Raw genomic sequence first — 22,332 nt, 5'->3', positions numbered from 1 at the left:
TAAGAAAAAACAGAAATGTATTCCTGTTTAATTAAATCCGTTTTTGGACATTTTCAATATTTTTTTGAATGGTCGCAACACTTTTCGTTTTGCCTAAAGCAGAAAATTGTGCTAATGCTAATGTATAATATTCGAGAGATTGTTGATAAGCTTTCTTCCGAAAATAAATTCCAGCCAAATTATTGTATCGATGGCCTAATGCATTTGGATCTGCTATTTTTTCCGCTAAAGGAATAGCCATTAATAATTTATTTATTGCTTCATCAAATTGCCCCAAATACTTTAAACTTAAGGCCCATTGATTTAAAAGCTGATTTTGAAGATCCTCAAAGTGATGTGAACTTGCAATTTGATCTGCTTGCTTGTATAGTTTGTTTGCCTTTGAATAATTCTTCAGATTTTGAGATTGTGTATATCCTGCAGTATAATATATTGCACATAATTCATAAAACATCTGTGTTTGTTCGGCAATTTTTGCTCCTCTTAACAAAATTTCATATGCTTCCTCATGCATTTTTAGAGAATTACTTAATTTCGCTAGTTCAAGATATTTAATCACACTTTCCTGAAGTTCTTCCGCGTTTTCAGCATAAATATGAGAATGGAGTGTTAAATATCGGTCAAAGAATGAAACTGTTTTTTCTGGTAAAGCAAGTTCCCGATGAATCTTATAAATTTTTTCTAATAATAATAGTTGATCGTCTACTAAAGCTAATTCATCTGCATATTTCAATGATTGAGCGAATAAATCAACTGCTTTCTCAAGATTTTGTGCTTCCTGATAAATTAAGGCCATATAATAAAGTCGATCCGATTTTCCCTTTCGATCATCAAACTGTTCATCGAGAAGAAATGCTTCTTCAAAATATTGCATAGCTGTCTCATTTTGATCTGCATAGTAATTTGCAACACCTAATTTATTCAAATAATATGCATTTTCTTCGGGATTTTTAAGTGTGTTGTGTAATTCAAAAGCTTGTTGATAATCCTCAATGGCTTGAAGATAATTTCTCTCCGATTTGAGTTCATCTCCTCTTTGCACATAAAGATCTCGGAGATTTCTTAACCCAATCATTCGAATTTCTTCTTGTTGAATTTCTTTTGCAATGTTAATAGTTTTATTGTAATAATCAAATGCTTGATCATAATTCTTAAGCTTCCCATATGACAGCCCAATGTTATTGAAATCCGTGATTAGGTTCGCTTGATTTCCCGTGGATTGATCAATATCTACGGCTTCAAAGAAATATTTCAAAGCTTGTTCATCCTCATCTTGAGCTTGATAAATTGTACCAATATTATTCAACCGGATTGCCTTTCCACGTAATTCTCCCAATTTATCTGCAATTTGCACTGTTTCCTTGAAAATTTTCAAGGCAATGTCATATTCTTTATTTTGAACGTTAATTAACGCTAAATTTCCCATGGTACGTGCTTGACTCGAAATATCGCCTAGTTCTTTATAAATCTTTAATGAATCCTCATAATGTTGTTTAGCGAGATCAAATTTTTCTTGCATATAGTATACTTGTCCAATATGGCCTAATCTGACAGCCATGCTCCTAATTTGTCCTAATTCAGAATTTATCTTATAAGCATCTTGATAGTATTGGATCGCCTTGTCATATTCCATTCGGGATTTGTGCATCTGTCCTATATTGCTATAAAGACGTGCTTTACTGGTCAAATTGCCTACATTTTCTGCTATTGCTAGCGCTTTTTGCAAGTAATTCATTGCTTGGTCAAATTTTCCTTGATCTTTATAGATCATTCCGAGGCTATTGAGATAATGCCCTTGTTTTTCAAGTAAATCATTCTCTATTGCTAGATCCAATGCTTTGTTATAATATTCCAAAGCTGTCTGAAAATTACTTTGACTATAATAAATGTAACCAATTCCGCTATAAGCTGCTGTTATTCCATCAACATCACCTAATTTTAAATCTGTCTCCAAATTTGCGGAATAGGCCTCCAAAGCTTTTTCAGGTTCACCAATGTCTTTATACACATGACCAAGAATATTGTTAAAATTCCCTTGTTTCATAAATTCATATTGATCTTCCATTTTGGATGCTAAATCTAATCCTTTTCGGGCTGTTCGCAAAGTAGATTGATTTTGATTGACTTCCAAGTATATTTTACTTGCTAAGATATATTTATCTAAGATTCCCGTATTTGCATATATATTTTGTGCCCATGATTTAAAATCAGGTCTTTGAGTAGGTTGGGATGCAATTTTCGGTAAAGTAATTGAAGGAAAGAATTGTGACCACAAAGAGTCTTGTATAAGTGTTCTTGTATTGGTTTTTATTAGAAAGACTTCAAAATCTACATCGGATCGAATTTCTGCTAAAAGAGAATCCGGTTTAGAAAGAGAAGAAATAGTAGAAAGATCTGTTATTTTTTGAATTTGGTAGATTTCTGGACGATCCACTGGTGCATGTTCTATCCAAACCAATTGTTTTAAATGAGGCAATTCTTTTAACACTGGTCCGATATCAAAATCATCACTTCCCGAGTAACCCATAATGAGCAGAGATCTATCTCGCATCATGTTGTTCACCGCGGGTTTTTTATAAGGTTCAATCGCAAAAGTTTCTCCTACCTCGCGATCTTTTCCCAGATCGCTAATTGTGGTTACCAAGGAATCGATGGTAGATTCTTGAGTTATTATATTACTTTTTGCGCCATGAATTTTGTACAGTGGAAATCTCCCTTGTGCCATCAATTCCTCTGGATTTTTATATTGAAGAAAATCTGCTTTAGTTATAATGGGATGAATATTGTGGTGTTTTTCTTGAGAAAGGAGTGATTGAAGGGCAAATTCAATAAGATAGTCAAAATTTGTAGTTATTGCATGATTTCCCGTTAGAATTGCTTGAGCAATGAAAAGGTGAACCAAGTTTGGATCCTTGACCAGATCAAAATAGTCCATAAACACTAATTCGGTATCTCTGACCTGTTGAATCATTTCCACAAGAAGTTCATAGCGAAGAGCCTCTAAATTTGCTAATTCTTCGACTTCTTCCTCTGGAGCACAAAATTCCAATAAAGAACGTGTGATTTGACGAGCAGAAGGTAGATTTGATGGAGCATCCATAGAAATACCTGCTCCAGCTAAAATTGTCCACTTATATTGCATATCAAAAATATTCGCAACTGGAACTTCCATCCTTTTTACAATTTCTTGTTTTTTCATATTATCACTCTATTGATAGTGTAGTCGTTTCTTGTACTTCGATTTTTGTCTGACCTTGATATTTCCAACTATAAGTGTGTTGATCTGTCACTAACCCTTCGCGTTGTCGGCAGATATGTTGCACACCTGTGCCGGTAAGAAAACCCCATGTTGGATCTGCACTCCTCCATCCTCCAGCATCTGGAGAGAAAAATTCACACCATGCATGAGGTCCTAGAGATAAGTTATCTAAATCAACAGACCATCCGTGAACAATTCTGGCTGGAATTCCTCCCGCTCGAAGTATGCATACAAATAAATCGGACATTTCTGAACAGTCTCCGCGACGATCATTCATCGTTTTGACTGCATCCTCTCGAATTCCATTCATTTCATATGATATTTTTTGGTTCACAAATTCAAAGGCGAGAGTGATAAATTCGGAAGCATTCTTGGCATTTTTTTTTAAAATCCTGACTAATTCTTGGATTATTGAATCTGAAATTGGCCAGTATTGCGAAGCTAGAAGCATGGCCGATCCAGTTGACCCTGGGAGTGTAAGTTTACGATATTCTTCCCACTTTCCAAATATAGGTAAGACAATATCGGAATTCCCCTTTGGAGTAATAATTAAATCAAATTGAAGTGCTTTTGTTTGATGAGCTGGGATTTCATCAACTTTTATGGTTAACAGAGAATTTCCATCTTCATCAATATCGATTTTAGAATTATTGAGCGATAATAGTCTAGAATTTTGAAATTTAGTGGAAGGGGGAATATAAGTTTCCAGAATGAGATTCCTTGCAGTTTGGTTGTCAACATTTTTTATAATATAATCAAAATGCAATCTAAATTGGGGACTTTTTCCCCATTCAATTCTTATTGCCGATGCATTCCGAGCATGGGAAGTTAAATTCTTTGAAAATTTTCCCGGAACAATGTTTCGAGTGTGATTTTTTTGATCAATCTTAATTTTGGCTAATGCAGAGCTAAAGAATATCTCTCCTGCATTGCGAAGAAAGATTATTTCTGTTAAATCTTCTTTGGGCCATTCTATGATGTTTAAACTCCCTAATTTCTGAATGATGTCCTTGGGATTTAAAAGAAGTTGAATTTCATACACATATTTTGAATTAGGTTGAATGGCAGTAGTAAATTGGACATCAATGGTATGGTGATCATCTCGCAAGGTTGCTCTTGCTGGAATTTTATCTCGTTCATAGGCATAAACTGCATCTAATTTCAATGATGTGGAGAAAGAAAATCCCGTAAAAGTTTGTGATCCTTTCCAGATCCCCGCAACAAAATGTTTGACAATTACATCATCCTTGTCTATAATCAGTTGAATTTCTTTGATTTGAGATTTTAAAGGTTGAGGCACTATATCAATGTCATTTTCTGTGACTTTTTAAATCTTTTTATGCAAATAAAAATAAAGAGTCATAATGAGTCAAAATTCTGTTAATGTAAATATTACCCTCATTACTGAAGAAAATATTCCTACTATGGTGGAGATTTGGAATCCAAATGCTCATGTATTATCTTCTACCAATCGAAAACATACAAAAAAATCCCTTTTAGAATGGTTTCAAAATAGATCTATCGGGAATCATAAATATTATGGAATTTTTAAAAAAAATTATCTTTGTGGATTTATGATTTTAAAATATGAATTAGATAAACTAATTATAAAAATGACTGCACTTGCAAGCAATTTTCAAAACCAAGGCTTTGGAAAGAAATTAATTAGTTTTGCTAAGAGAGAAGCGCAAAAATTAAATTTCCCGGTTTATACTGAAGTAAAAATTGAAAATTTTAGAGCTCTAAACTTTTTCTTTAGTCTTGGTTTCAAAATAATTCAGTTTGACAAAAAATGGGAAGAGTATAATTTATTGGCACTATCAAGTTAATTTTTTTGGAATTAATTAAACAAAAATAAATATTTCTATAATAAAATTACAGCAAGCTTAAAAAAAAAAACAGCTAAACAAATTTTATGGATAAAAATAAACTGAAACAATGGGCTCTTTTCGCACCAGTTATCGGTAGTTCTCTTTTCTTCATTTTAACCATAATCGCAATGTTTACATTTACTGGTGGGACTGCTTTTAATCAAGAAAACTTGGGATATTCTTTCTTCAACAATTTTTTTAGCGATTTGGGAATGACAACGAGTTATAGTGGAGAATCAAATATGCTCTCATCAACGCTCTTTTTACTCGCTACCATATTTTGTGGAGGATTCATGCTGCCTTACTTTGCAACTATTCCTTCTCTATTTAAAACGAATAAACTTGATTTCGTTCTGATGGTTATTGGAAGCTTAATCGGATTTGTTGCCGCTTTTGGCTACATTGGAATAGGTTTTACTCCTTGGGATACAACTTTAGAATTACATCTCTTTTTTGTTTATTTAGCCTTTCCAACCACCTTACCTGTTGTTCTATGTTATGTTATAACATTTTTACGGAACAAATCTACTCCAAAAATTTTATCCGTTGTATATATTGCAATGGGGTGTATTTTGATTGTATATCTTTATCTTTTATTTTTTGGCCCTGATTCAAATACTGAAACGGGACGGTTTATTCAAGTTGTTGGCCAAAAGATTGTAGTTTATGCTGAAATTGTTACATTTTGGATCCAAGGATATTATTCTTCAAAGTTTTTTAAAAATTCTACTGAAATTGGGGAATAAATTCCAGTTTTTTCCTTTTTTCACAACTATTAAACATCTGGGCTCATATAAACAATATAATTAATCTCGAAATGGGTAATCAAAAATGCTAAAAGGGATATTCTTAGTTGGTTGGGATAATATGTTGGGTTCAATAATCGAAGCTCAATATCCGGACAATTCTCAAATCGATAAGAATAAAATTTCGCAATATTTGGCGACATTGCAAGCTTTGGGTACATCTCCAACGTTAGAAATCAAGGATGAAAATCAAATTGTTTTAATTTATGGATTTCCAGTGAGAGATGGGATCATGAATTACGATTTTATTGTCGCAGTATTAGATGAAACCGATACAGTTTTGATAAATAAACTTCAAATGGAACTCAAAATTCAAGGTGATTCTATACTCCAAATGGCTAAAGATCAAAGAAATCAATGTTTCTACAAATTTGCAAAAAATATTATAGAACCTAAAATCAGAAAGATAGTGTTCATGGGGTATCCGAATTCAGGAAAGACTTCAACGAAACAGTTCATTTTTGATAAAATTACCAGCGAAGATTTATTAAATACTTCCCTTTCCCCCACGGAAGCATTTGAAACGTCGCATTATGATCTCATTGATTTGCAACTATCAGTGTTTGATACTTCGGGCCAAGAAATTGAACGATGGCTGGATCCAGATGAAAATCTTTTGCAATATTCGGATCTCATTATTTTTTTCATTTCTGTCGAAGACTGGACCCTCAGTTCCGAGAAATTGTTAGATACTTTATCGCGTTTAATCCGTATTAATCAAAGTGAAGAAAAAATATGCCCTCAGATTGTCATTTTTTGTCATAAATTTGATTTAGTTGCTGATTTTCCTGATTTTGATCAAATATCTCTTCAAGAATTCGCATTTAAAAATAATATTCCGATTTTCTTCACCAGTCTCCAATATCAAGGAAATCAAGATTTAATTATTGGGACTCAGTTGATTCTGGATAAATTCTCCCTGTTTTTCAATTTCTTTTCAGAATTATTTCAAATGCTTGCCGATACTTCCATGATTCAACCATTATTTTTATTAGATAAAGATTTTGATATCGCATCACTCTTCACCACTGATAACAAGGTTTTAGATGAGATTAATTCACTGAAATCCTATATTCTCAAGTTATTGATGGATCATAAACGAATTTTTGGAGAAAAAGGCGACTATTTCACCTTTTCATTAGACGATGGCCATAGATTCATTGTTATTTTAGATGCATCCATTTTTCATCCTGATCTGTCGTATATTGTGATTCAAGTTTATAATTTTGAAGAATTGGATCAATTAAATCGCCATTATGCAAAAATTAGCCATGATTTTCGGTGGAAATCTCATCAAATTTCATGAGTCGTCCATTTTAATGGGTTTCATTTGTTCCGCTTTTTCATGAAATAGGGTGAAAATTTGCATTAATTTGCAGTCAAAAGGTTTTTTTGGGATGATACATTAGTGTACGTGAATTAAGAAATAATGTCGGAATATATAGCCACACTGATTTCATTCGCAATTAACTGATAAGGAGATAGATACAATGATTACTGACGACGATATCGCTCAATTAGAAGCCACTATGCTTCAATGGGCACGCAAGCAATTAGCAAAAGTTCAAGAATAGATCTTCAAACTTTTTTGCTTTTTATATCTTTCAAATATTTAACTTTATGCTGTGATCTCCGTTTTTTAGAGCAGTTTTTCTTTATATTTTCTTGCAATAAATTAAAAAAGCAATTTTCCTATGATGCTAAAATTGAATAAAAATGAAAAATGGGTATAAATTCAAGATTGTTGAACTTTTTTAGTATATTTTTTTCTTCTTAAAATAAGCTACTCGTAAAATTGCTTGAATAAGTGCTGAAGCGCCAAAGAAAAAGATCCAAAGTCCAAGATCTTGTTGTAAACTCATCAACATTCTTAAATTAAAACCTGGAATGCCCATCATAAGTGAGACTATTCCGGGAACTCCGAGAAGTATGAATGGGACAATCATAAAATCTGCGATAGATTTGCCGATTGCTTGAGAACGTCGTTCCTTTGGATCTTTAAAATCCGCTAAGAAGTTTTTTAATCGGTCTTCAAATTTTATATAACGACGGCCTTCAAAAACAATAGAAAGTATAATTAGAAGATCAATGATCATATATAGGAAGATGTACGTCATATTTCGCACTGTTGGTTCCTGATCCAATAACATCTTAAGAATACTTGGCACTAATTCTTGATAATATGCGGTTTGACCAAGGAAATTGTTCGTATTTATTAAAATCACTGCTCCAATTCCTTCACTCGGAATAAGCATCATATCCGCAAATGTATCGTCCAAATTACCTAAATGACTGATTACTTCATATTCATCTAAAGTATGATTTGCCCATCCCATTGCATAATAGGATTTATCTTGAAATTTCTCAGGGATACTATGAATCATTTGAATATTTGTTTTGTTCAAGATAGTGGTATTTTCATAATTTCCTGAATTCAAATGAGCCACTATGAAATGTGTCATATCATCCGCTGAAGCAATAAATTGCTCCGTGACTATATTAGATTTAGAATACTCTTTGTTTGATATTTGTTGTAATCCAAACCATGGTTGATAGCCATGAGATAACCCATTTGCCTTTGCTTCATCAATCGAAGTATAGACGTTGTTCATTTCGAGTGGATCTGCAATAAAAATGTGAAAACTATCGTTAAGGGTCATATTGGAAACTTTTTCAATGATCGCTCCGAGGATAATATAATTATAGTTGCTATAGATGAATTCTGAACCCGGTGTGGAAGAAAGTTGGATGGTATCAAATTTTCGAACTATTTCTTCAAGGGAGTTATTTAATAAAATAGAAATATCTAAACTCGTTGGAATCCCTGTAAAATGGTATAGGCATTGCTCAAGTGTTATTTTTGACGATTCAAGGGAATTAGATGTGGTGAACCAAGGAAAGATGGATTGAACTGTCTGATTTAACGTTATATTGTTAGTTTCTGTTAACTTCATCATTAAAGTTGAAATGAAAGTCTTTCCCATTGCTCCAAGATGCATTGGTGTTTCTGATGTCATGGATGCTCCATCATTATCCGCTTTTCCGAAAGCATTGGTGTAAACAGTTTCGTTATCCATCACTAATCCATAAGCAATTCCTGGGATTAACATATCTTTCATTTGTTCTTGAATAAAAGCATCAATGGATTCAAAGGTAGATGATTGGGCATGAGCTGAAGGAACAGATGAAAATAAACTAGTACTTAATAACAATAAGGAAATTATAATTAAATTTCGTGGTGTATTAGATTTCATAGAGATTACCAGTAAGGAATATTAATTTGGTTCAAATTTTAGGGTTTTGTTTTCGTTATAGGGCAAAAAATAAAGGTAGTTTTGATAATTCGTCCAATAAAATTTCTTTTTGTTCTTTTTTACAATGATAAAGAGATTCTCCACATTCTTCACATGTTTTTTCATACCAAGAAAATGGTGTATTACACTTAGGGCACGCCCATCGTGTTTCTTGTCTTATTAACCATTCTTCTACACCAAAATTTTTAATCTCTTCTAAATTCGCAATAATTGCAGAATGATGGGGTTTATTATTACTCTTAAAGCGAAGGAGCATTTTACACGGGTATGATGCACATTCGCTACAAAATTCCAAACCTTTATCTTGAGCACACTTTCGAATATCGCATATCGAACACTCTGCACAGTGTTGGGAACTCTTGCATCCGTCGCATACAAGATTTTCCAATTCCTCATTGCGATCTTTAGCAGCTTGAATAAAATTGTTTGTCAAGTTAATTTTCATTATCTCACAAGCACCACAATAAAGTCCACAATACGAATCAAACCGTTTTTTCATGAAATGACCTATGTAAAATTTAAGCTGTAATAGATACAAGACAAAGAAAGAGATAAAAAGTTTTTCATCGAAATAAAATTTTGAATACCTAAAACTGATGAACAAAAAGGTGGGAAATGAAGGGTTAAAATTCTCTTGATTATCATTATTCATTTAACTGTTTAAATTTGATATAAAAAAAATAAAATTTCGAATCGATGAAACATAGAAAAAAGAATAAGAAAACGAAATTAAAAAAAGTGTTATCGTTGAATCTTTGATCCACAACCAATACAGAATTGGGCATCTTTTTGAATTTGCTTACCACAATAAGAACAAACTTGGGATTTAAGTTCCTTGGAAACCGTAGTTCCTCCCACTTTCCTCCCTTCCTTTTTCTTTCCACAGGCGGGACAAAAGATATCTTTTGCTTCCAAAGAACAACCGCATCGGGTACATTTAGATGGATCAATTTGAGGTTGAAGCGTGGTTTTAACGGATGCAGAAGGTGTTTGTTTTTGTTCTGATTTTCCATAAACCGATGATTTGGAATTACTGGTTGTTCTAAGGGTTGAACTGGCGACCTTAGATGTGGTGCTGCCCGTTTGAGCAACGCTGGTTCCATTTGCCGTTATTCCTTTAGCCTTCTGTTTCTTACGGGCAGATCTCGCAATTAAAATTAGTGCTCCGGAGATTATTGCTACCCAAATCAAGGTTGGTCTAATATTTGCCCATTGTGTTTGAGTATCGAGTTGTTTATCATATGTAACATCGAATGTGATTGATGTAGATTCAGCATTTGAGTACATAGGATCGAAAAACACGAAGAAATACCATGTTCCATCTTCTGGCACAGTGATAGTTCCATCAACATTTTGTGTTGCTATTTCGGAAAACTCTGCTCCACTTAAATCATAGACTCCTGTAATAGTATAGTCTATCGTATAATCGACATCAACAATGGCTCCAACTTCATTATACCACACCAGATAAACATCTTCTGAGCCAAAGAATGCACTACTGCCACTATATGAACTCGCCATGCTTTCATCAAATGTGTCTGGAATACCATAATATAACCAAGAATTAAATTCATCGCTATTCATAACTTTGAATTCAATCCCGTCTGTAGCGGAATAATTGTAAACTAAATTTGAACCCGCACTGACATAGTATCCTTGGTATCCATATTCATCTGCACCTAATGATAAACTTCCTGTATCTTGCCCTGATTCTGTAGTTGTTGGGAAATCTGCAAAGGGGTGATCTGCAATGGCGAAACTAATTGGTGTTGTTGCTTGAATGTCGAATTTGATTTCATTCCCTGCTTCAAGTGATTCATATTCATACCAATATTCATTAAAATTTAATTGCTCGGTTGCTCTGTAATTTACTAATCCGGATGAACTACTACTTGAAAATGGAAAAGAGAGAGCAATTCCCATTAAGGGGATAAATACCATCATTAATACTACTGCTAACACTAAACCCCCGCCTACATACACGGGAGAATAATACCATGGGCGATAATGCCGACCCCAGAAGTATGGACGATACCACCAGCTTCGGTAATAATAGGGTCGGTGGTAGTGACGTCGATGATAGTATGGTCGATGATACGTGTTATGGCGATAAGGGCTTGATCGACTTCTATGATATGATGAAGATGTTGTCCTTCGAGCACCAGTTCTTCCATAAGGGCGTGAACTGGAACGGGATCTAAAACTTGGGCTACTGGAGCGGAAGGAACTGGATCTAAAACTTCCCCCGCTGGAGCGAAATCCGCCTCCTCGAAATCCTCCACCGCCCCCGCTAAAACCTCCTCCTCCTCTGGGCATTTTTAATTATTCACCTGATTTGTTGATGCAGGGGTTCCGCCAGTTTGTCGGAATGCATAGTCCCGAAAAATTGCACCTAAATAGAAGAGTATCGCAAAAATGGTCATAATTAATCCTAAAGCATCTATCTTAACATTAGTCCCTATTGAACTCACATTTAGGGCGATTTTTATAAAAATCCATTCGAATACCAAGAACACAATTGGTAATGCAGGAATAATATATCGCAATACAGGTGCGGTTTTAATCGTTTTTGAATCTGAATAGCTCACATATAATAAGGCAAAAACTCCGAAAATACTTGAAAAGATTACTAAGAAACTGCAGATGACAGTAACTATCCACATTGCGCCGTTCATGTTCATATAGGCTGTTCGATAATCTGAACTATGTGCTTCAAAAAGATAGTATGATATCGGATTTCCGAGAAAATCTCCCTTATAGAATCCGGTGATTCCTGCAAGCGGAAAAACCATTCCAAGGATAAGAGCTAAAATTGCTGCTAAACCAGCAAACCAAAATTCCGCCGTCTTTGGATCTGGGACGGGGATTAATCCTATTTCATCCACTGTTTCATCAGGAATAAATCCCCAACAATCTTGAAGGGTGACTACTCCAATTAATTTTTTCTTTTCAATCACAGGAACCACATTAACATGCAATTCTTGCATTTTTGAAAAGGCTTCTTCAACTTTGGTGTTTAAAGTGACTGGTTCTATGGTGTACATCGCTGCGGTTGCTTTAGTTGTCTTTGGATCTAAACCATCGGCAACAATATTTTGAACTATATCAAAATCTGCTACAACACCTAATACTTTATCTGAACCTTTTTCCAAGACTACCAAGTCTGGAACGTCCAATTCTTTCATTTTTTTGGCAACTTCTTCAACAGTTGCTTCATTTGAAATTGTACCATATTCGTCATCTATGATCAAATCTCGGATATGATAGTTTTTTTTTTCGTTACCCATTGTTCTTCAACAAAGAAATGATCTGCGCCCTATTAAAATCATTTGTTTGTACCACTTATCTCCCAAAAACTCCATTGATAAAGATAAAAAACGAGTTACGATATGGAAGTGTGATTTTAAAATGAAAATGGTCGAAATTTAAAAAGAAAATAACTATTAATTTTTTATTTTACTCCCAATTCCTTCATCCGCTCCGTAAATTGCACGTCCCGCTCTTTAAGGAAAGAATCTAACTTTTTTAGGGTAATAGATTGAAATTCAGGTGCTTGAATGCTGATAATCTTTTTTGGAAGTTTTATCTCGGTTGTAGCAGTTCCATTAATTAAATTTTCATAGCTTTTTGCTATTTTAAATTCCACTTTTCTCATCAGATGTTTCAAAATGGGTGTTGATGGAAGAATTTTGATCTCTTTTATTTATAAAATAATCAATTATTTTAATATTTAGAATGGTGCTCAGTAGAAAACCGATAATTACTAAGAGCCCTCCGTATAGAATCAAATTAGCTTCAGGTGCATTAAAAACAAGAGGGGCGAACACATCAATAAGATAATGACTTATCATTGCGGGAAAAATACTATTGGTTTTGATTGTTAGATATGCAAACATAATTCCACCGAAGATTGAAATAATTGCTTGAATAATTGTATAAACAGAAAGGGCTGTGAGCAAATTTGTGAAATGAAATAAGCCAAATATAATTGATGATGCAATAATTGCGTTTTTAGGATTTCCTCGCGGTGTTTTTAGAAATATTGATAGAAGGATTCCTCGAAAACAAATCTCTTCAAAAATTCCCGGGATTAAGGAAGTTAAAATATACCATGATGTTGGCGGTAATATTGTAGAAAAATCTAAAATAAAAGCTCCAGTCAACAAGACAGCGATGAAGGAACAACAAAGGGTTATTCCTGCAGTCATGAGACCTAATCTCAATTCCCACGAATGATTAGGTTTTTTTAGAAGAATTTTTTCTAAATATTCAGATATTTGGCTATAGTTTTTAGGGTAACGAAATTTTGGCCACAAAACAAAGAAATAGAGACTTAGGAAAACAAACCTGATACTAAAAGTAATCAGTTCGGGGTTAGTCAATTCTTCTAAAGGAATAAGATAGACTAATCCCGCTGGAATGAACATCACTAGAAAATAAAGGACTAGGAGGACAAGTATCGCTTCCCAAGCATGACGAAAAATAGGAAAAAGTTCTTCTTTTGATTTTTGATTCAACAATATTGGTTCATGATAACTTATGAATTTATGAAATATATTCGATGCGCTTTTTTAGCACCAATTGTTCAATGGAAGTAGGGATAATGGTTAGCTCACAATTAGATCGTAATAAATTTACAAAAGATTTATGGAAAAAAATTGATATTATACAAGCCATGTTTAAGGATCAAAAGGTTATTGTTGCTTTCTCTGGTGGAATCGATAGTACTTTTCTTGCTTTTCTTGCAAAGGAATTTGCACAAAAAGTTTTAGTAGTATTAATTAAAGCTCCCACCACTCCTCAACAAGAGTTTTTACAAGCCCAGAAATTTAGTAAAGAATTATCATTAACGCTTGAAATAATTGAGGTGAATACCTTGGCAATTCCTGATATTGCCCAGAATTCAGAAGCAAGATGCTATTTCTGTAAGCAGCAAATATTAAAAATTCTCTTAACTTTGGCTGAACAACGTCAATTTGATCTGGTTGTTGATGGTACGAATTTCTCCGATTTATCGACTACACGCGCTGGATTGAAAGCATTAAAGGAAACTCCTGTGCGGTCTCCTCTAGCTGAAGCCGAACTCTCAAAAGCAGAAATCATTCAAATTAGTCAAATTCTTAATTTACCATCAAAGGATATCCCTTCTCAAGCATGTCTGGCATCACGGGTACCCTTCAACGTTCCCCTAACTCCACAGATTCTTGCTCAAATTGATCAAAGTGAGCAATTTATACGGACTCTTCTGAAAAATGATCATAGTCCTCTTCGTGTAAGGCTTCATGTACTCCATCCAACAACTAATTTGTTAGGTCGCATTGAATGTGAAAATGAGATTCATCAACAAATTATAAAGAGGGGATTTCAACAAAAAATCGTATCTCAACTAAAAAAATTTGGGTTTACGTACGTCACAATTGATTTACATGGATTTAAAAGTGGTTCCATGCATGAAATGCTATAAAAAAGGGGATTGTGCTCAGAATCCTATGGCATAGGTGTCAACAAATTCCAAGGTTTACGAATTTGTGTCATTCCTCTGAGTTTTAGAGTCTATACTAATGCTAATCGTTTGAAGCTAGACCAACCAACGAGATCGACTTTGGTTCGATCCCATAAACCGATGAGATTCTTATCCAAGAATAATGGAAATTCAAGATTTTCCATTTTTTTCTCTTCAAAAGCATTTTTATCTCCGATTTGTTTTTGATCTGCAATAACGACTGTATTGACTTTTTCCGTGCCACATCATCCACGATAGACACGTTCGAACACTACCAAAGCCGGATTTTCAAATTGCTTCGATTGTTCTTGCATATATTCTTGAGCTTTCTTTGTTACTTTCAAGGGTATCACTAAGTATTGATCAGTGAAAATGATATATAAAGTTTGTGCACTAATTATGCACAATTAAAATATAAAAAACAAATAAAAAATAAGAAATTTGATGAAGTATTCAAAGAATCCATTAGGATTTAACAATTGTTTCTTTTTCTATCTTGCCTCGATATTGATATATGTCACTACCTATGGAACATGTTGCGAAAATTGCTGCGATTCCCAAAAAAATCCCAATGGATTCTACATCATTGAAGAAAATAAACGGGATCAACATTAAAGGGAAAATTCCTACAATATCTATATATTTCATTCCAATTTTCAGAAAAATCTTCCTTTTTTGATTATTAATTCGTTGGTTATCATTTGAATTCATCATCGAGCGTGTATTCTTCATAAAAGGAATATAAGTTCCAATTAGAATCAAAAGGATATTTAATCCTATAACGATCGTTAAAACATGACTAAAAAAATATTCTCCTTGAGGAAATGAAACTAGAAAAAAATTCAGCTTACCAATCAATTAATGTGGTGCTAAAGGAGAAAGTTTTCGCAAGTTTTCAACGACTTGTTTGAGAACTGGCTTTAAATTGTTCATATCTGCTTGATTTACATCTCTTCCAAGGGTGATTCGCAATGATCCATGAGCCTCTGCCTTTTCCAACCCTAAAGCTAATAGTACATGGGAAGGTTCTAATGAATGTGAAGAGCATGCTGATCCTGTGGAAACTTCAAAACCTTCATCATTAAGATATAATAGAAGGGATTCGCCTTCAATATATCTAAAACCGAGGTTAATATTATTTGCTAATCGGTTTTCTTGGGATCCATTCAGATAGGATTCTGGGATGTTTGTGAGTACCCAAGTTATAAAATCATCGCGAATTTTTTTTTCTCGGGTTTGTTCCGCTTCCAAATCATTGTAGGCGATTTCAATGGCTTTAGCAAATCCTACTATACCTGGAACATTTTCTGTTGCAGACCGGTATCCTCCTTCATGCCCTCCTCCATAAGTAATTGGTTCTAAAAATTTACCTAACTTTGGATGCCGACATTTATTTTTAAAATACAATAGCCCAACACCTTTCGGACCCATTATTTTATGAGCTGATGCACTTAATAAATGAATGTGAGAATTTTTCAGATCCAATCTTAATTTTCCCAGAGCTTGGACTGCATCAGTGTGAAAAATGATATCACGGTCATCTGCAAGTTTTGCGATTTCTTCAATAGGTTGGATTGACCCTATTTCATTATTCGCATACATAATTGAAATGAAAATTGTTTCTGGACGGATTGCATCTTCTACATCTTTAACTGAGACTGTCCCATTTGGGGATATTGGAACTTCAGTTATTTCGAACCCTTCTCTTTGTAAATGGTGGAACGTATTTCGAACTGCTGGGTGTTCGATATTTGAAGTAATTAAATGATTTCCGCGTGATTTAAGTTTGCGGGCAGTTCCTAAGATGGCTATATTGTCTGATTCTGTACCACTTCCAGTAAAAATGATCTCGTTTGGATTAGCATTCAAGTATTTTGCAATTCTAGCACGGGCATTTTCGATGATTTTTCTGGCTTCTTGGCCCATTGTATGAAGTGAAGAAGCATTTCCATATATATCTGTAAAATAAGGTATCATTTCTTTCAGTACATCTTCATGGCAACGTGTAGTCGCTGCATTGTCTAAATAAATCTTATCTTCCATGTAAAATTCAACGAATAAGATCTATTCGGACCCAAATTAACCTTTTTTCTTTTTCTAAATAAGGATTTTCAATGAATTAGTTATGGTAAATAAAACCAGTTCATTGCTATTCACTTAAAAGAAAATTTTTATCTAAAAAAAACTAATTCTATGCAAGAATGGAAAATAAGAAAAGTGAAGTGTGGCAAAATCTTGCCCGATGGTATAATAACTTCGGTCACAAAGAAATTACTCCTCAAGATGCCATTAAGTTATTAAAACCTGGCAATAAATTATTTATCCATTCTGGATGTTCTCAACCTCAAAAGTTGACCTCGGAATTGTATCGCCAACATCAATATTTGAAAGATATTGAGATTCATCACTTTTTATCCATTTATTCCAATAATCAAAAAATACTAAAACATAAACCTCAAGATTTGTTTCGATATAATGCCTTTTTTTTGGGAGAACAATCTATTCGGGATGCTGTAAATTCAGGGCAAGCGGATTACACTCCAATGGGATTATCTGATATCCCTGCTTTATTTCATTCCGGTCGAAAATCAATTGATGTGGCTTTAATTCAAGTTTCACCCCCAGATAAGAATGATTATTGTTCCTTGGGTGTGAATGTTGATGTTGCTAAACCTATCATGGAAGAAGCCGAATTAGTGATTGCAGAGGTGAATCCCTTTGTTCCCAGAGTGCACGGCAACTCATTTGTTCATATGAGCAAGATCGATCATTTTGTCTATAATGAAAAACCACTTTTAGAATATAAGCATAAAACACCAGATGAGACCACTTGCAAAATAGCTAAAAATGTGGCCTCGTTAATTCGCAATGGTTCCACAATTCAAGTGGGGTTGGGTGATGTTCCTCATGCCGTATTGAACGAGTTAATAGATCATAAAAATTTGGGGATTCATTCCGACAGTTTTTTTGATGGTTTCGTGGATTTAATTGAGCAAGGTGCTGTGACTAATAAATTGAAAACCGTTTCCCCTGGGAGATCTGTGGCTTGTTTCGGTTTAGGGACAAAAAAACTGTTTGATTATGTGGATGACAATTTGGGGATCGAATTTCAACCCGCCAATTATACGAATAATCCCCTGTTGATTGCAAAGAATCATCAGATGACAACAATCAATGGAGCAATCAGCGTAGATTTGATGGGACAGATCAATGCGGATTCGATTGGGCCAATATTTTATTCTGGAATTGGGGGTTTAGTTGATTTTAGTCGAGGTGCTTCATACTCAAAGCGTGGGATGCCCATTATTTGTTTTCCTTCTACAGCTATTGGGGGTAGTTTATCTCGGATTGTTCCAACACTTATTTCTGGATCTCATGTTTCCTTAACAATGGCAGATGTTCATTATGTTGTGACTGAATATGGTATTGCCCAGTTATATGGAAAAAATATTCGGGAAAGGGCTCTTGCTTTAATATCTATTGCTCATCCTAAATTTAGGAAGTGGTTGTTGGATGAAGCGAAGAAACTTAATTATTGTTACTCTGACCAACAGTTAGCCACTGATGCAACAGGGCACGTGATCATTTATCCTGAAAAATATCGCTCTGTCTTCATGATTGATGACATCCTCGAAGTCCATTTTCGCCCGATTCTCCCCACTGATGAACGACTGGTACAAGATCTCTATTATTCACTGGATGAAGAAAGTCGTATCTATCGATTTTTTAGGAAAAAGAAATATTTTGAACGTCCAGATGTTCAAATGGATATCTTAATGGATTATGAAAATATATTAGGTCTAATTGGTGTAGTTGGGGAAGTTGGGCACGAGAAGGCGGTGGCTTTATGCAGTTATGAAAAGAATTCTACCAAGAATCTTGCTGAAATTGCTTTTACTGTTCATAATGAATGGAGAAACAAAGGTCTCACCACTTATATGCTGCAGCAATTGATTAGAATTGCCAAAGAAAAAGAATTGGCTGGTTTTAATGGAGAAATAATGTGGGAAAATAAAGCCATGGAACATATCATAAAAAATTGTGGTTACAGTGTGAAGGTTACTGCAGAAGAAAGCGGTTGGTTCTTTGAATTTTTATTTGATGAGAATAAGTAATAAAAAGAGAAAATATCAAGATTGTTTGCTTGAACGATAGTTTTTGATAGCTTCTTGAAGTGCATCAGCTCCCAAATTAGAACAATGCATTTTTGGTGCAGGTAAACCATCCAATGCATCTGCAATATCTTTGCGAGATATCTTTTCGGCAACATCAATATGCTTATTTATAGCAAGTTCCGTCACCATTGATGAACATGCAATAGCTGAGGCACAACCAAAGGTTTGAAATTTAATTTCATTAATAATTTCGTCCTTGTTAATTTTTAAATAAATCTTCATAACATCACCGCATGCAGGGTTACCAACTTCTCCTACAGCATCCGGATTTTCAATCACACCTGCATTACGGGGTTTTCGGAAATGATCCATAACTTTGTCAGAATACATAATTACTCACAGAATTTTTAAAGATAAAATTATATAACTCTATTAACCTTCCTTTTTTTTTGAAATTTTAGCTTTTAAGACATCAAAAAATTCTCCGTTTTAATTGTCTAAAATAAGTCTTATCATTTTTTGATCCAATTTCCTAACAAAAAATAAGAATTCTAACCAAATTTCTTTCTTTACGTAATTGTAAGTTTTTAATTGAAGTATATCTAATCATTGGATTAGAAGTGATATTATGTCAAAATTAAGTAAAGAAATGGAATCTGCAATGAATAAGCAGATCGTGGAAGAATTACATTCTGCTTACATCTATTTAGGTATTTCCCGGTGGGCGGAAGAACGTTCAATGCATCACTATGCAAGCTGGATGCATCTGCAAGCCAAAGAAGAATTTGCGCATGCAGAGAAATTTATGAAATTCATTACCGAACGCGGTGGACACGTGGAATTAGGTACCTTGGAAGCAGTAAAATCGGAATTTGAAAACACCGAAGAAACCATTAAGTTGTCTATTGGTCATGAGCAATTTATTACAAGCAAAATTCATGAATTGATGGATCTCGCCCAATCAACTAAAGATTACCCTTCTATCGAATTTCTAAATTGGTATGTCAAAGAGCAAGTAGAAGAAGAAGATGCAGCAAATGATCTCTTAGCGACATATGAATTACAAGGGAAAAAAGATGGTCTCTGGGATCATCACTTGAAACGTTCATAAGTTTTTTTATTTCTTTTCTATTTACGAGAATATTTTACTATAACATTCGAATTTCGGCTCTTGAGGTCTACCAAATTGAATTTTCGGGAGGAAAGTATTTTTGGAAATCCTTCCCCCATAATCAAGCTCGTGGCTTTTTTTCCACCGGTTAAAAATGGAGCTACAAATAATCTAATTTCATCAATGAGATCTTGTTCCAATAATCCCCAAGCCAAAGTTCCCCCTCCTTCTAAGAGTACTTTCTTGATGCCTAATTCCCATAACTTTTTGGCTAATAACAAGAGATCAACGTGTTGATTTATTCCCGCTTCGATGACAGTCACTCCTTTCTGAATCAACTGTTCCTTCTTTTTTGGGTCTATATGGGTGGTGGTCGCAATTAATGTGGGATATTTATCCTTTTCAAAGTTAATCACTCTCGCATTTATAGGTATTTTCCCTCGGCTATCAATAATAATACGAGTGGGATATTTTTTTAAAGGCCCGTAAAACTTGACTGTTAATTTGGGATCATCTTGTTGGACTGTCGTGATTCCGACCATAATTGCATCTACATCCCTCCTGATGGCATGGACTTCCTTCCAATCCAACTCATCGGAAAGTTGCGAGTCTCCTTCCCGAGTGGCAATTTTTCCATCTATAGTCATGGCGGCATTATAGATAAATTCACAACGATTCATTTTTCTTAATATAATCTTAACTAGCACGCCTAAAGTTTTATTGGAAAATAGCATTAATTGATCATTGTGAAATATGATTCCATTTTTGATGTGGTTGGTCGCATCATGGTAGGGCCGAGTTCTTCTCACACAGCTGGGGCCTGTCGGATTGGATATGTGTCCCATATTATCTTTGGGGGGATGCCTCTTGAGGCTAAGATATATTTGCACGGGTCGTTTGCTGAAACATATCGAGGCCATCGATCCGATGTAGCCATAGTTGGGGGATTACTTGGCTATAAACCTGACGATGAACGAATTCCATTTAGTTTTCAGCATGCTCAAGAAAAGTCTATGAAATTTAAATTTGAAATGGCTGATTTGGGTCCTGATTATCATCCAAATTCCATCAAAATTGTTATGAAAACGGATAAAAAACAGCTTTCAATTGTGGGTTCTTCCATTGGAGGTGGCAATATACGAATCAAAGAAATAGATGGATTAGAAGCGGGCTTTGATGCGGATTCTCCTACTATTGTTGAAGTTCACGATGATATTCCTGGAGTATTGGCAAATATCGCTAGTGTTGTTTCGATATTTGATATAAATATTAGCGAAATGCACCTTTCCCGCAATATTCGGAAAAAAATTGCAATGAGTTGGATTGAATTAACAAAACAAATTCCAGATGAACTAATATCTGCTTTAAGAAAGATTCCAGAAATGAAAGAGGTGAGGGCTATAAATGTTTGAGGATATGGCTGATTTAATTTCCATAGTGAAAAAAGAAAATCTCCCAATGCATGAGATTATTTTAAATGAAGAATCTTTAACTACTGGAAGGTCTCATAAGGAAATTCTTGATAGAGCGCAACATTCACTTGATATAATGTTACAATCTCTTGAAAAAGGAAACACTTTGGACATCGATCTCCCAATCAAAGAAGTTATTGAGCAATCGCAACATATGATGGGTGCCCCAATCTTTATCGGGAAAGATTTAAAAGAAGCAATATATTGGGCGATGTCAATTATGGAATATAGTAATGGAATGGGTGTAATTTGCGCTTGTCCAACTGCTGGATCTTCGGGTATTTTTCCTGCAGTCATTTTTAAGGCTCAACAGATGCTAGATAAATCCAATGAAGATGTTTTAAATGCGTTTTTAGTCGGTGCAACTGTTGGAGCTATTATTGGAAATTTAGCGTCTTTGTCTGGAAGTGAAGCGGGATGCCAAGCTGAAGTGGGGGTGGCATCAGCAATGGCGGGTTCTGCTATCGCATATATGGCAGGTGGTTCTCCCGACCAAATTGGGCAAGTCGTTGCCTTGACATTAAAAAATCTTTTGGGTTTGGTTTGTGATCCCGTAGCGGGTTTAGTAATTTCTCCTTGTATCAAACGTAATGCAATTGGTGTCATGAATGCATTTCTCGCTGCCGAAATGGCGCTTTCCGGAGTGACTTCTATAATTCCCGCTGATGAAGTTATCGAAGCTATGATGAAAGTTGGGCGTAAATTACCTGAAGACTTACGAGAGACTGGGAATGGTGGACTTGCAGCTTCACCGACGGGAAAACGAATTCAGAGGCAGATTTTTGGTTCCAAGGATGATAAGAATTATTAATTTTTTTTGCTTTTTTGTTTGAATTCTTCAAAAATTAGTTTATTTCAGAATGATTTCAAATCAATCTAAT

Annotated in this window: 20 protein-coding genes; 8 read left to right on the top strand and 12 right to left on the bottom strand. The window is 34.6% G+C overall.

The features are described from left to right. Positions 1-31: 31 nt before the first annotated feature. Both NEF87_RS08480 and NEF87_RS08475 read right to left on the bottom strand, forming a co-directional pair. Positions 32-3,199 carry a tetratricopeptide repeat protein gene (locus NEF87_RS08480; protein WP_457919444.1) on the bottom strand — a complete coding sequence of 1,056 codons (3,168 nt, stop codon included), beginning with the start codon at positions 3,197-3,199 and terminating at the stop codon, positions 32-34. Positions 3,200-3,203: 4 nt separating this feature from the next. Next, positions 3,204-4,559, bottom strand: coding sequence for a transglutaminase-like domain-containing protein (locus NEF87_RS08475; RefSeq protein ID WP_457919443.1), 1,356 nt, complete (start codon positions 4,557-4,559; stop codon positions 3,204-3,206). 64 nt (positions 4,560-4,623) lie between these two features. Here NEF87_RS08475 and NEF87_RS08470 point away from each other — a divergent pair, with 64 nt between their 5' ends. The 3 genes from NEF87_RS08470 to NEF87_RS08460 all read left to right on the top strand — a co-directional run bounded on the left by NEF87_RS08470 (position 4,624) and on the right by NEF87_RS08460 (position 7,242). Continuing rightward, the gene (locus tag NEF87_RS08470) at positions 4,624-5,088 is read left to right on the top strand and encodes a GNAT family N-acetyltransferase (RefSeq protein ID WP_457919442.1); all 465 of its coding nucleotides are present in this window, start codon (positions 4,624-4,626) and stop codon (positions 5,086-5,088) included. Positions 5,089-5,174: 86 nt separating this feature from the next. Next, positions 5,175-5,876, top strand: a complete 702-nt coding sequence (locus NEF87_RS08465; protein WP_457919441.1) for a hypothetical protein — start codon at positions 5,175-5,177, stop codon at positions 5,874-5,876. An 85-nt stretch (positions 5,877-5,961) separates the two neighbouring features. Further along, positions 5,962-7,242, top strand: a complete 1,281-nt coding sequence (locus NEF87_RS08460; RefSeq protein WP_457919440.1) for a GTPase domain-containing protein — start codon at positions 5,962-5,964, stop codon at positions 7,240-7,242. A 448-nt stretch (positions 7,243-7,690) separates the two neighbouring features. Here the strand turns inward: NEF87_RS08460 and NEF87_RS08455 are convergent, their stop codons facing one another. The 6 genes from NEF87_RS08455 to NEF87_RS08430 all read right to left on the bottom strand — a co-directional run bounded on the left by NEF87_RS08455 (position 7,691) and on the right by NEF87_RS08430 (position 13,767). Next, positions 7,691-9,190 (bottom strand): serine hydrolase domain-containing protein, encoded by a 1,500-nt coding sequence (locus tag NEF87_RS08455; protein ID WP_457919439.1) that lies wholly within the window; start codon positions 9,188-9,190, stop codon positions 7,691-7,693. 55 nt (positions 9,191-9,245) lie between these two features. After that, complete coding sequence (locus NEF87_RS08450) at positions 9,246-9,749, bottom strand: DUF3795 domain-containing protein (RefSeq protein ID WP_457919438.1); 504 nt, start codon at positions 9,747-9,749, stop codon at positions 9,246-9,248. Positions 9,750-9,991: 242 nt separating this feature from the next. After that, on the bottom strand, positions 9,992-11,566 hold the full coding sequence (locus NEF87_RS08445) for a zinc-ribbon domain-containing protein (protein WP_457919437.1): 1,575 nt from the start codon (positions 11,564-11,566) through the stop codon (positions 9,992-9,994). Positions 11,567-11,568: 2 nt separating this feature from the next. Further along, positions 11,569-12,537 carry a CBS domain-containing protein gene (locus NEF87_RS08440; RefSeq protein WP_457919436.1) on the bottom strand — a complete coding sequence of 323 codons (969 nt, stop codon included), beginning with the start codon at positions 12,535-12,537 and terminating at the stop codon, positions 11,569-11,571. 164 nt (positions 12,538-12,701) lie between these two features. After that, on the bottom strand, positions 12,702-12,896 hold the full coding sequence (locus NEF87_RS08435; RefSeq protein WP_457919435.1) for a hypothetical protein: 195 nt from the start codon (positions 12,894-12,896) through the stop codon (positions 12,702-12,704). After that, positions 12,886-13,767 (bottom strand): CPBP family intramembrane glutamic endopeptidase, encoded by an 882-nt coding sequence (locus NEF87_RS08430; protein WP_457919434.1) that lies wholly within the window; start codon positions 13,765-13,767, stop codon positions 12,886-12,888. Before NEF87_RS08430 ends, NEF87_RS08435 begins: the two co-directional genes overlap by 11 nt. 86 nt (positions 13,768-13,853) lie before the next feature. On the opposite strand from NEF87_RS08430, the gene larE reads away from it, so the two are divergent. Continuing rightward, positions 13,854-14,714 carry an ATP-dependent sacrificial sulfur transferase LarE gene (gene larE / locus NEF87_RS08425; RefSeq protein ID WP_457919433.1) on the top strand — a complete coding sequence of 287 codons (861 nt, stop codon included), beginning with the start codon at positions 13,854-13,856 and terminating at the stop codon, positions 14,712-14,714. A gap of 504 nt (positions 14,715-15,218) precedes the next feature. Here the strand turns inward: larE and NEF87_RS08420 are convergent. Then, positions 15,219-15,485, bottom strand: a complete 267-nt coding sequence (locus NEF87_RS08420; protein ID WP_457919432.1) for a hypothetical protein — start codon at positions 15,483-15,485, stop codon at positions 15,219-15,221. 126 nt (positions 15,486-15,611) lie between these two features. Continuing rightward, complete coding sequence (locus NEF87_RS08415) at positions 15,612-16,784, bottom strand: cysteine desulfurase family protein (RefSeq protein ID WP_457920123.1); 1,173 nt, start codon at positions 16,782-16,784, stop codon at positions 15,612-15,614. A 170-nt stretch (positions 16,785-16,954) separates the two neighbouring features. Between NEF87_RS08415 and NEF87_RS08410 the strand changes: the two genes are divergently transcribed. Beyond that, on the top strand, positions 16,955-18,868 hold the full coding sequence (locus NEF87_RS08410) for a GNAT family N-acetyltransferase (protein WP_457919431.1): 1,914 nt from the start codon (positions 16,955-16,957) through the stop codon (positions 18,866-18,868). A gap of 15 nt (positions 18,869-18,883) precedes the next feature. Here the strand turns inward: NEF87_RS08410 and NEF87_RS08405 are convergent, their stop codons facing one another. Next, a complete protein-coding gene (locus NEF87_RS08405) occupies positions 18,884-19,258 on the bottom strand; it encodes an iron-sulfur cluster assembly scaffold protein (RefSeq protein ID WP_371806010.1) in 375 nt (124 codons plus the stop codon). Between the two features lie 238 nt (positions 19,259-19,496). On the opposite strand from NEF87_RS08405, the gene NEF87_RS08400 reads away from it, so the two are divergent. Beyond that, a complete protein-coding gene (locus tag NEF87_RS08400; protein WP_371806009.1) occupies positions 19,497-19,979 on the top strand; it encodes a ferritin in 483 nt (160 codons plus the stop codon). Positions 19,980-19,996: 17 nt separating this feature from the next. Here the strand turns inward: NEF87_RS08400 and NEF87_RS08395 are convergent, their stop codons facing one another. After that, positions 19,997-20,659 (bottom strand): 2,5-diamino-6-(ribosylamino)-4(3H)-pyrimidinone 5'-phosphate reductase, encoded by a 663-nt coding sequence (locus tag NEF87_RS08395; protein WP_457919430.1) that lies wholly within the window; start codon positions 20,657-20,659, stop codon positions 19,997-19,999. Between the two features lie 66 nt (positions 20,660-20,725). On the opposite strand from NEF87_RS08395, the gene sdaAB reads away from it, so the two are divergent. Continuing rightward, positions 20,726-21,391, top strand: coding sequence for an L-serine ammonia-lyase, iron-sulfur-dependent subunit beta (sdaAB, locus tag NEF87_RS08390; protein ID WP_457919429.1), 666 nt, complete (start codon positions 20,726-20,728; stop codon positions 21,389-21,391). Then, positions 21,384-22,262 carry an L-serine ammonia-lyase, iron-sulfur-dependent, subunit alpha gene (sdaAA, locus tag NEF87_RS08385; RefSeq protein WP_457919428.1) on the top strand — a complete coding sequence of 293 codons (879 nt, stop codon included), beginning with the start codon at positions 21,384-21,386 and terminating at the stop codon, positions 22,260-22,262. Before sdaAB ends, sdaAA begins: the two co-directional genes overlap by 8 nt. Positions 22,263-22,332 lie beyond the last annotated feature (70 nt).

It is taken from the genome of Candidatus Lokiarchaeum ossiferum (genome assembly GCA_025839675.1).
Classification (GTDB): domain Archaea; phylum Asgardarchaeota; class Lokiarchaeia; order Sigyniarchaeales; family Promethearchaeaceae; genus Lokiarchaeum; species Lokiarchaeum ossiferum.
Note: the sequence above shows the minus strand (reverse complement) of the source record. Positions and strands in the feature narration are given on the sequence as shown.

Coding starts and splice junctions, on each gene's coding strand:
- NEF87_RS08440 (WP_457919436.1), bottom strand. CDS start 12,537: ATGGGTAACGAAAAAAAAAACTATCATATCCGAGATTTGATCATAGAT.
- NEF87_RS08450 (WP_457919438.1), bottom strand. CDS start 9,749: ATGAAAAAACGGTTTGATTCGTATTGTGGACTTTATTGTGGTGCTTGT.
- NEF87_RS08470 (WP_457919442.1), top strand. CDS start 4,624: ATGAGTCAAAATTCTGTTAATGTAAATATTACCCTCATTACTGAAGAA.
- sdaAA (WP_457919428.1), top strand. CDS start 21,384: ATGTTTGAGGATATGGCTGATTTAATTTCCATAGTGAAAAAAGAAAAT.
- larE (WP_457919433.1), top strand. CDS start 13,854: ATGGTTAGCTCACAATTAGATCGTAATAAATTTACAAAAGATTTATGG.
- NEF87_RS08410 (WP_457919431.1), top strand. CDS start 16,955: ATGGAAAATAAGAAAAGTGAAGTGTGGCAAAATCTTGCCCGATGGTAT.
- NEF87_RS08400 (WP_371806009.1), top strand. CDS start 19,497: ATGTCAAAATTAAGTAAAGAAATGGAATCTGCAATGAATAAGCAGATC.
- NEF87_RS08460 (WP_457919440.1), top strand. CDS start 5,962: ATGCTAAAAGGGATATTCTTAGTTGGTTGGGATAATATGTTGGGTTCA.
- NEF87_RS08405 (WP_371806010.1), bottom strand. CDS start 19,258: ATGTATTCTGACAAAGTTATGGATCATTTCCGAAAACCCCGTAATGCA.
- NEF87_RS08465 (WP_457919441.1), top strand. CDS start 5,175: ATGGATAAAAATAAACTGAAACAATGGGCTCTTTTCGCACCAGTTATC.
- NEF87_RS08480 (WP_457919444.1), bottom strand. CDS start 3,199: ATGAAAAAACAAGAAATTGTAAAAAGGATGGAAGTTCCAGTTGCGAAT.
- NEF87_RS08420 (WP_457919432.1), bottom strand. CDS start 15,485: ATGAAGAATACACGCTCGATGATGAATTCAAATGATAACCAACGAATT.
- NEF87_RS08395 (WP_457919430.1), bottom strand. CDS start 20,659: ATGAATCGTTGTGAATTTATCTATAATGCCGCCATGACTATAGATGGA.
- NEF87_RS08445 (WP_457919437.1), bottom strand. CDS start 11,566: ATGCCCAGAGGAGGAGGAGGTTTTAGCGGGGGCGGTGGAGGATTTCGA.
- NEF87_RS08455 (WP_457919439.1), bottom strand. CDS start 9,190: ATGAAATCTAATACACCACGAAATTTAATTATAATTTCCTTATTGTTA.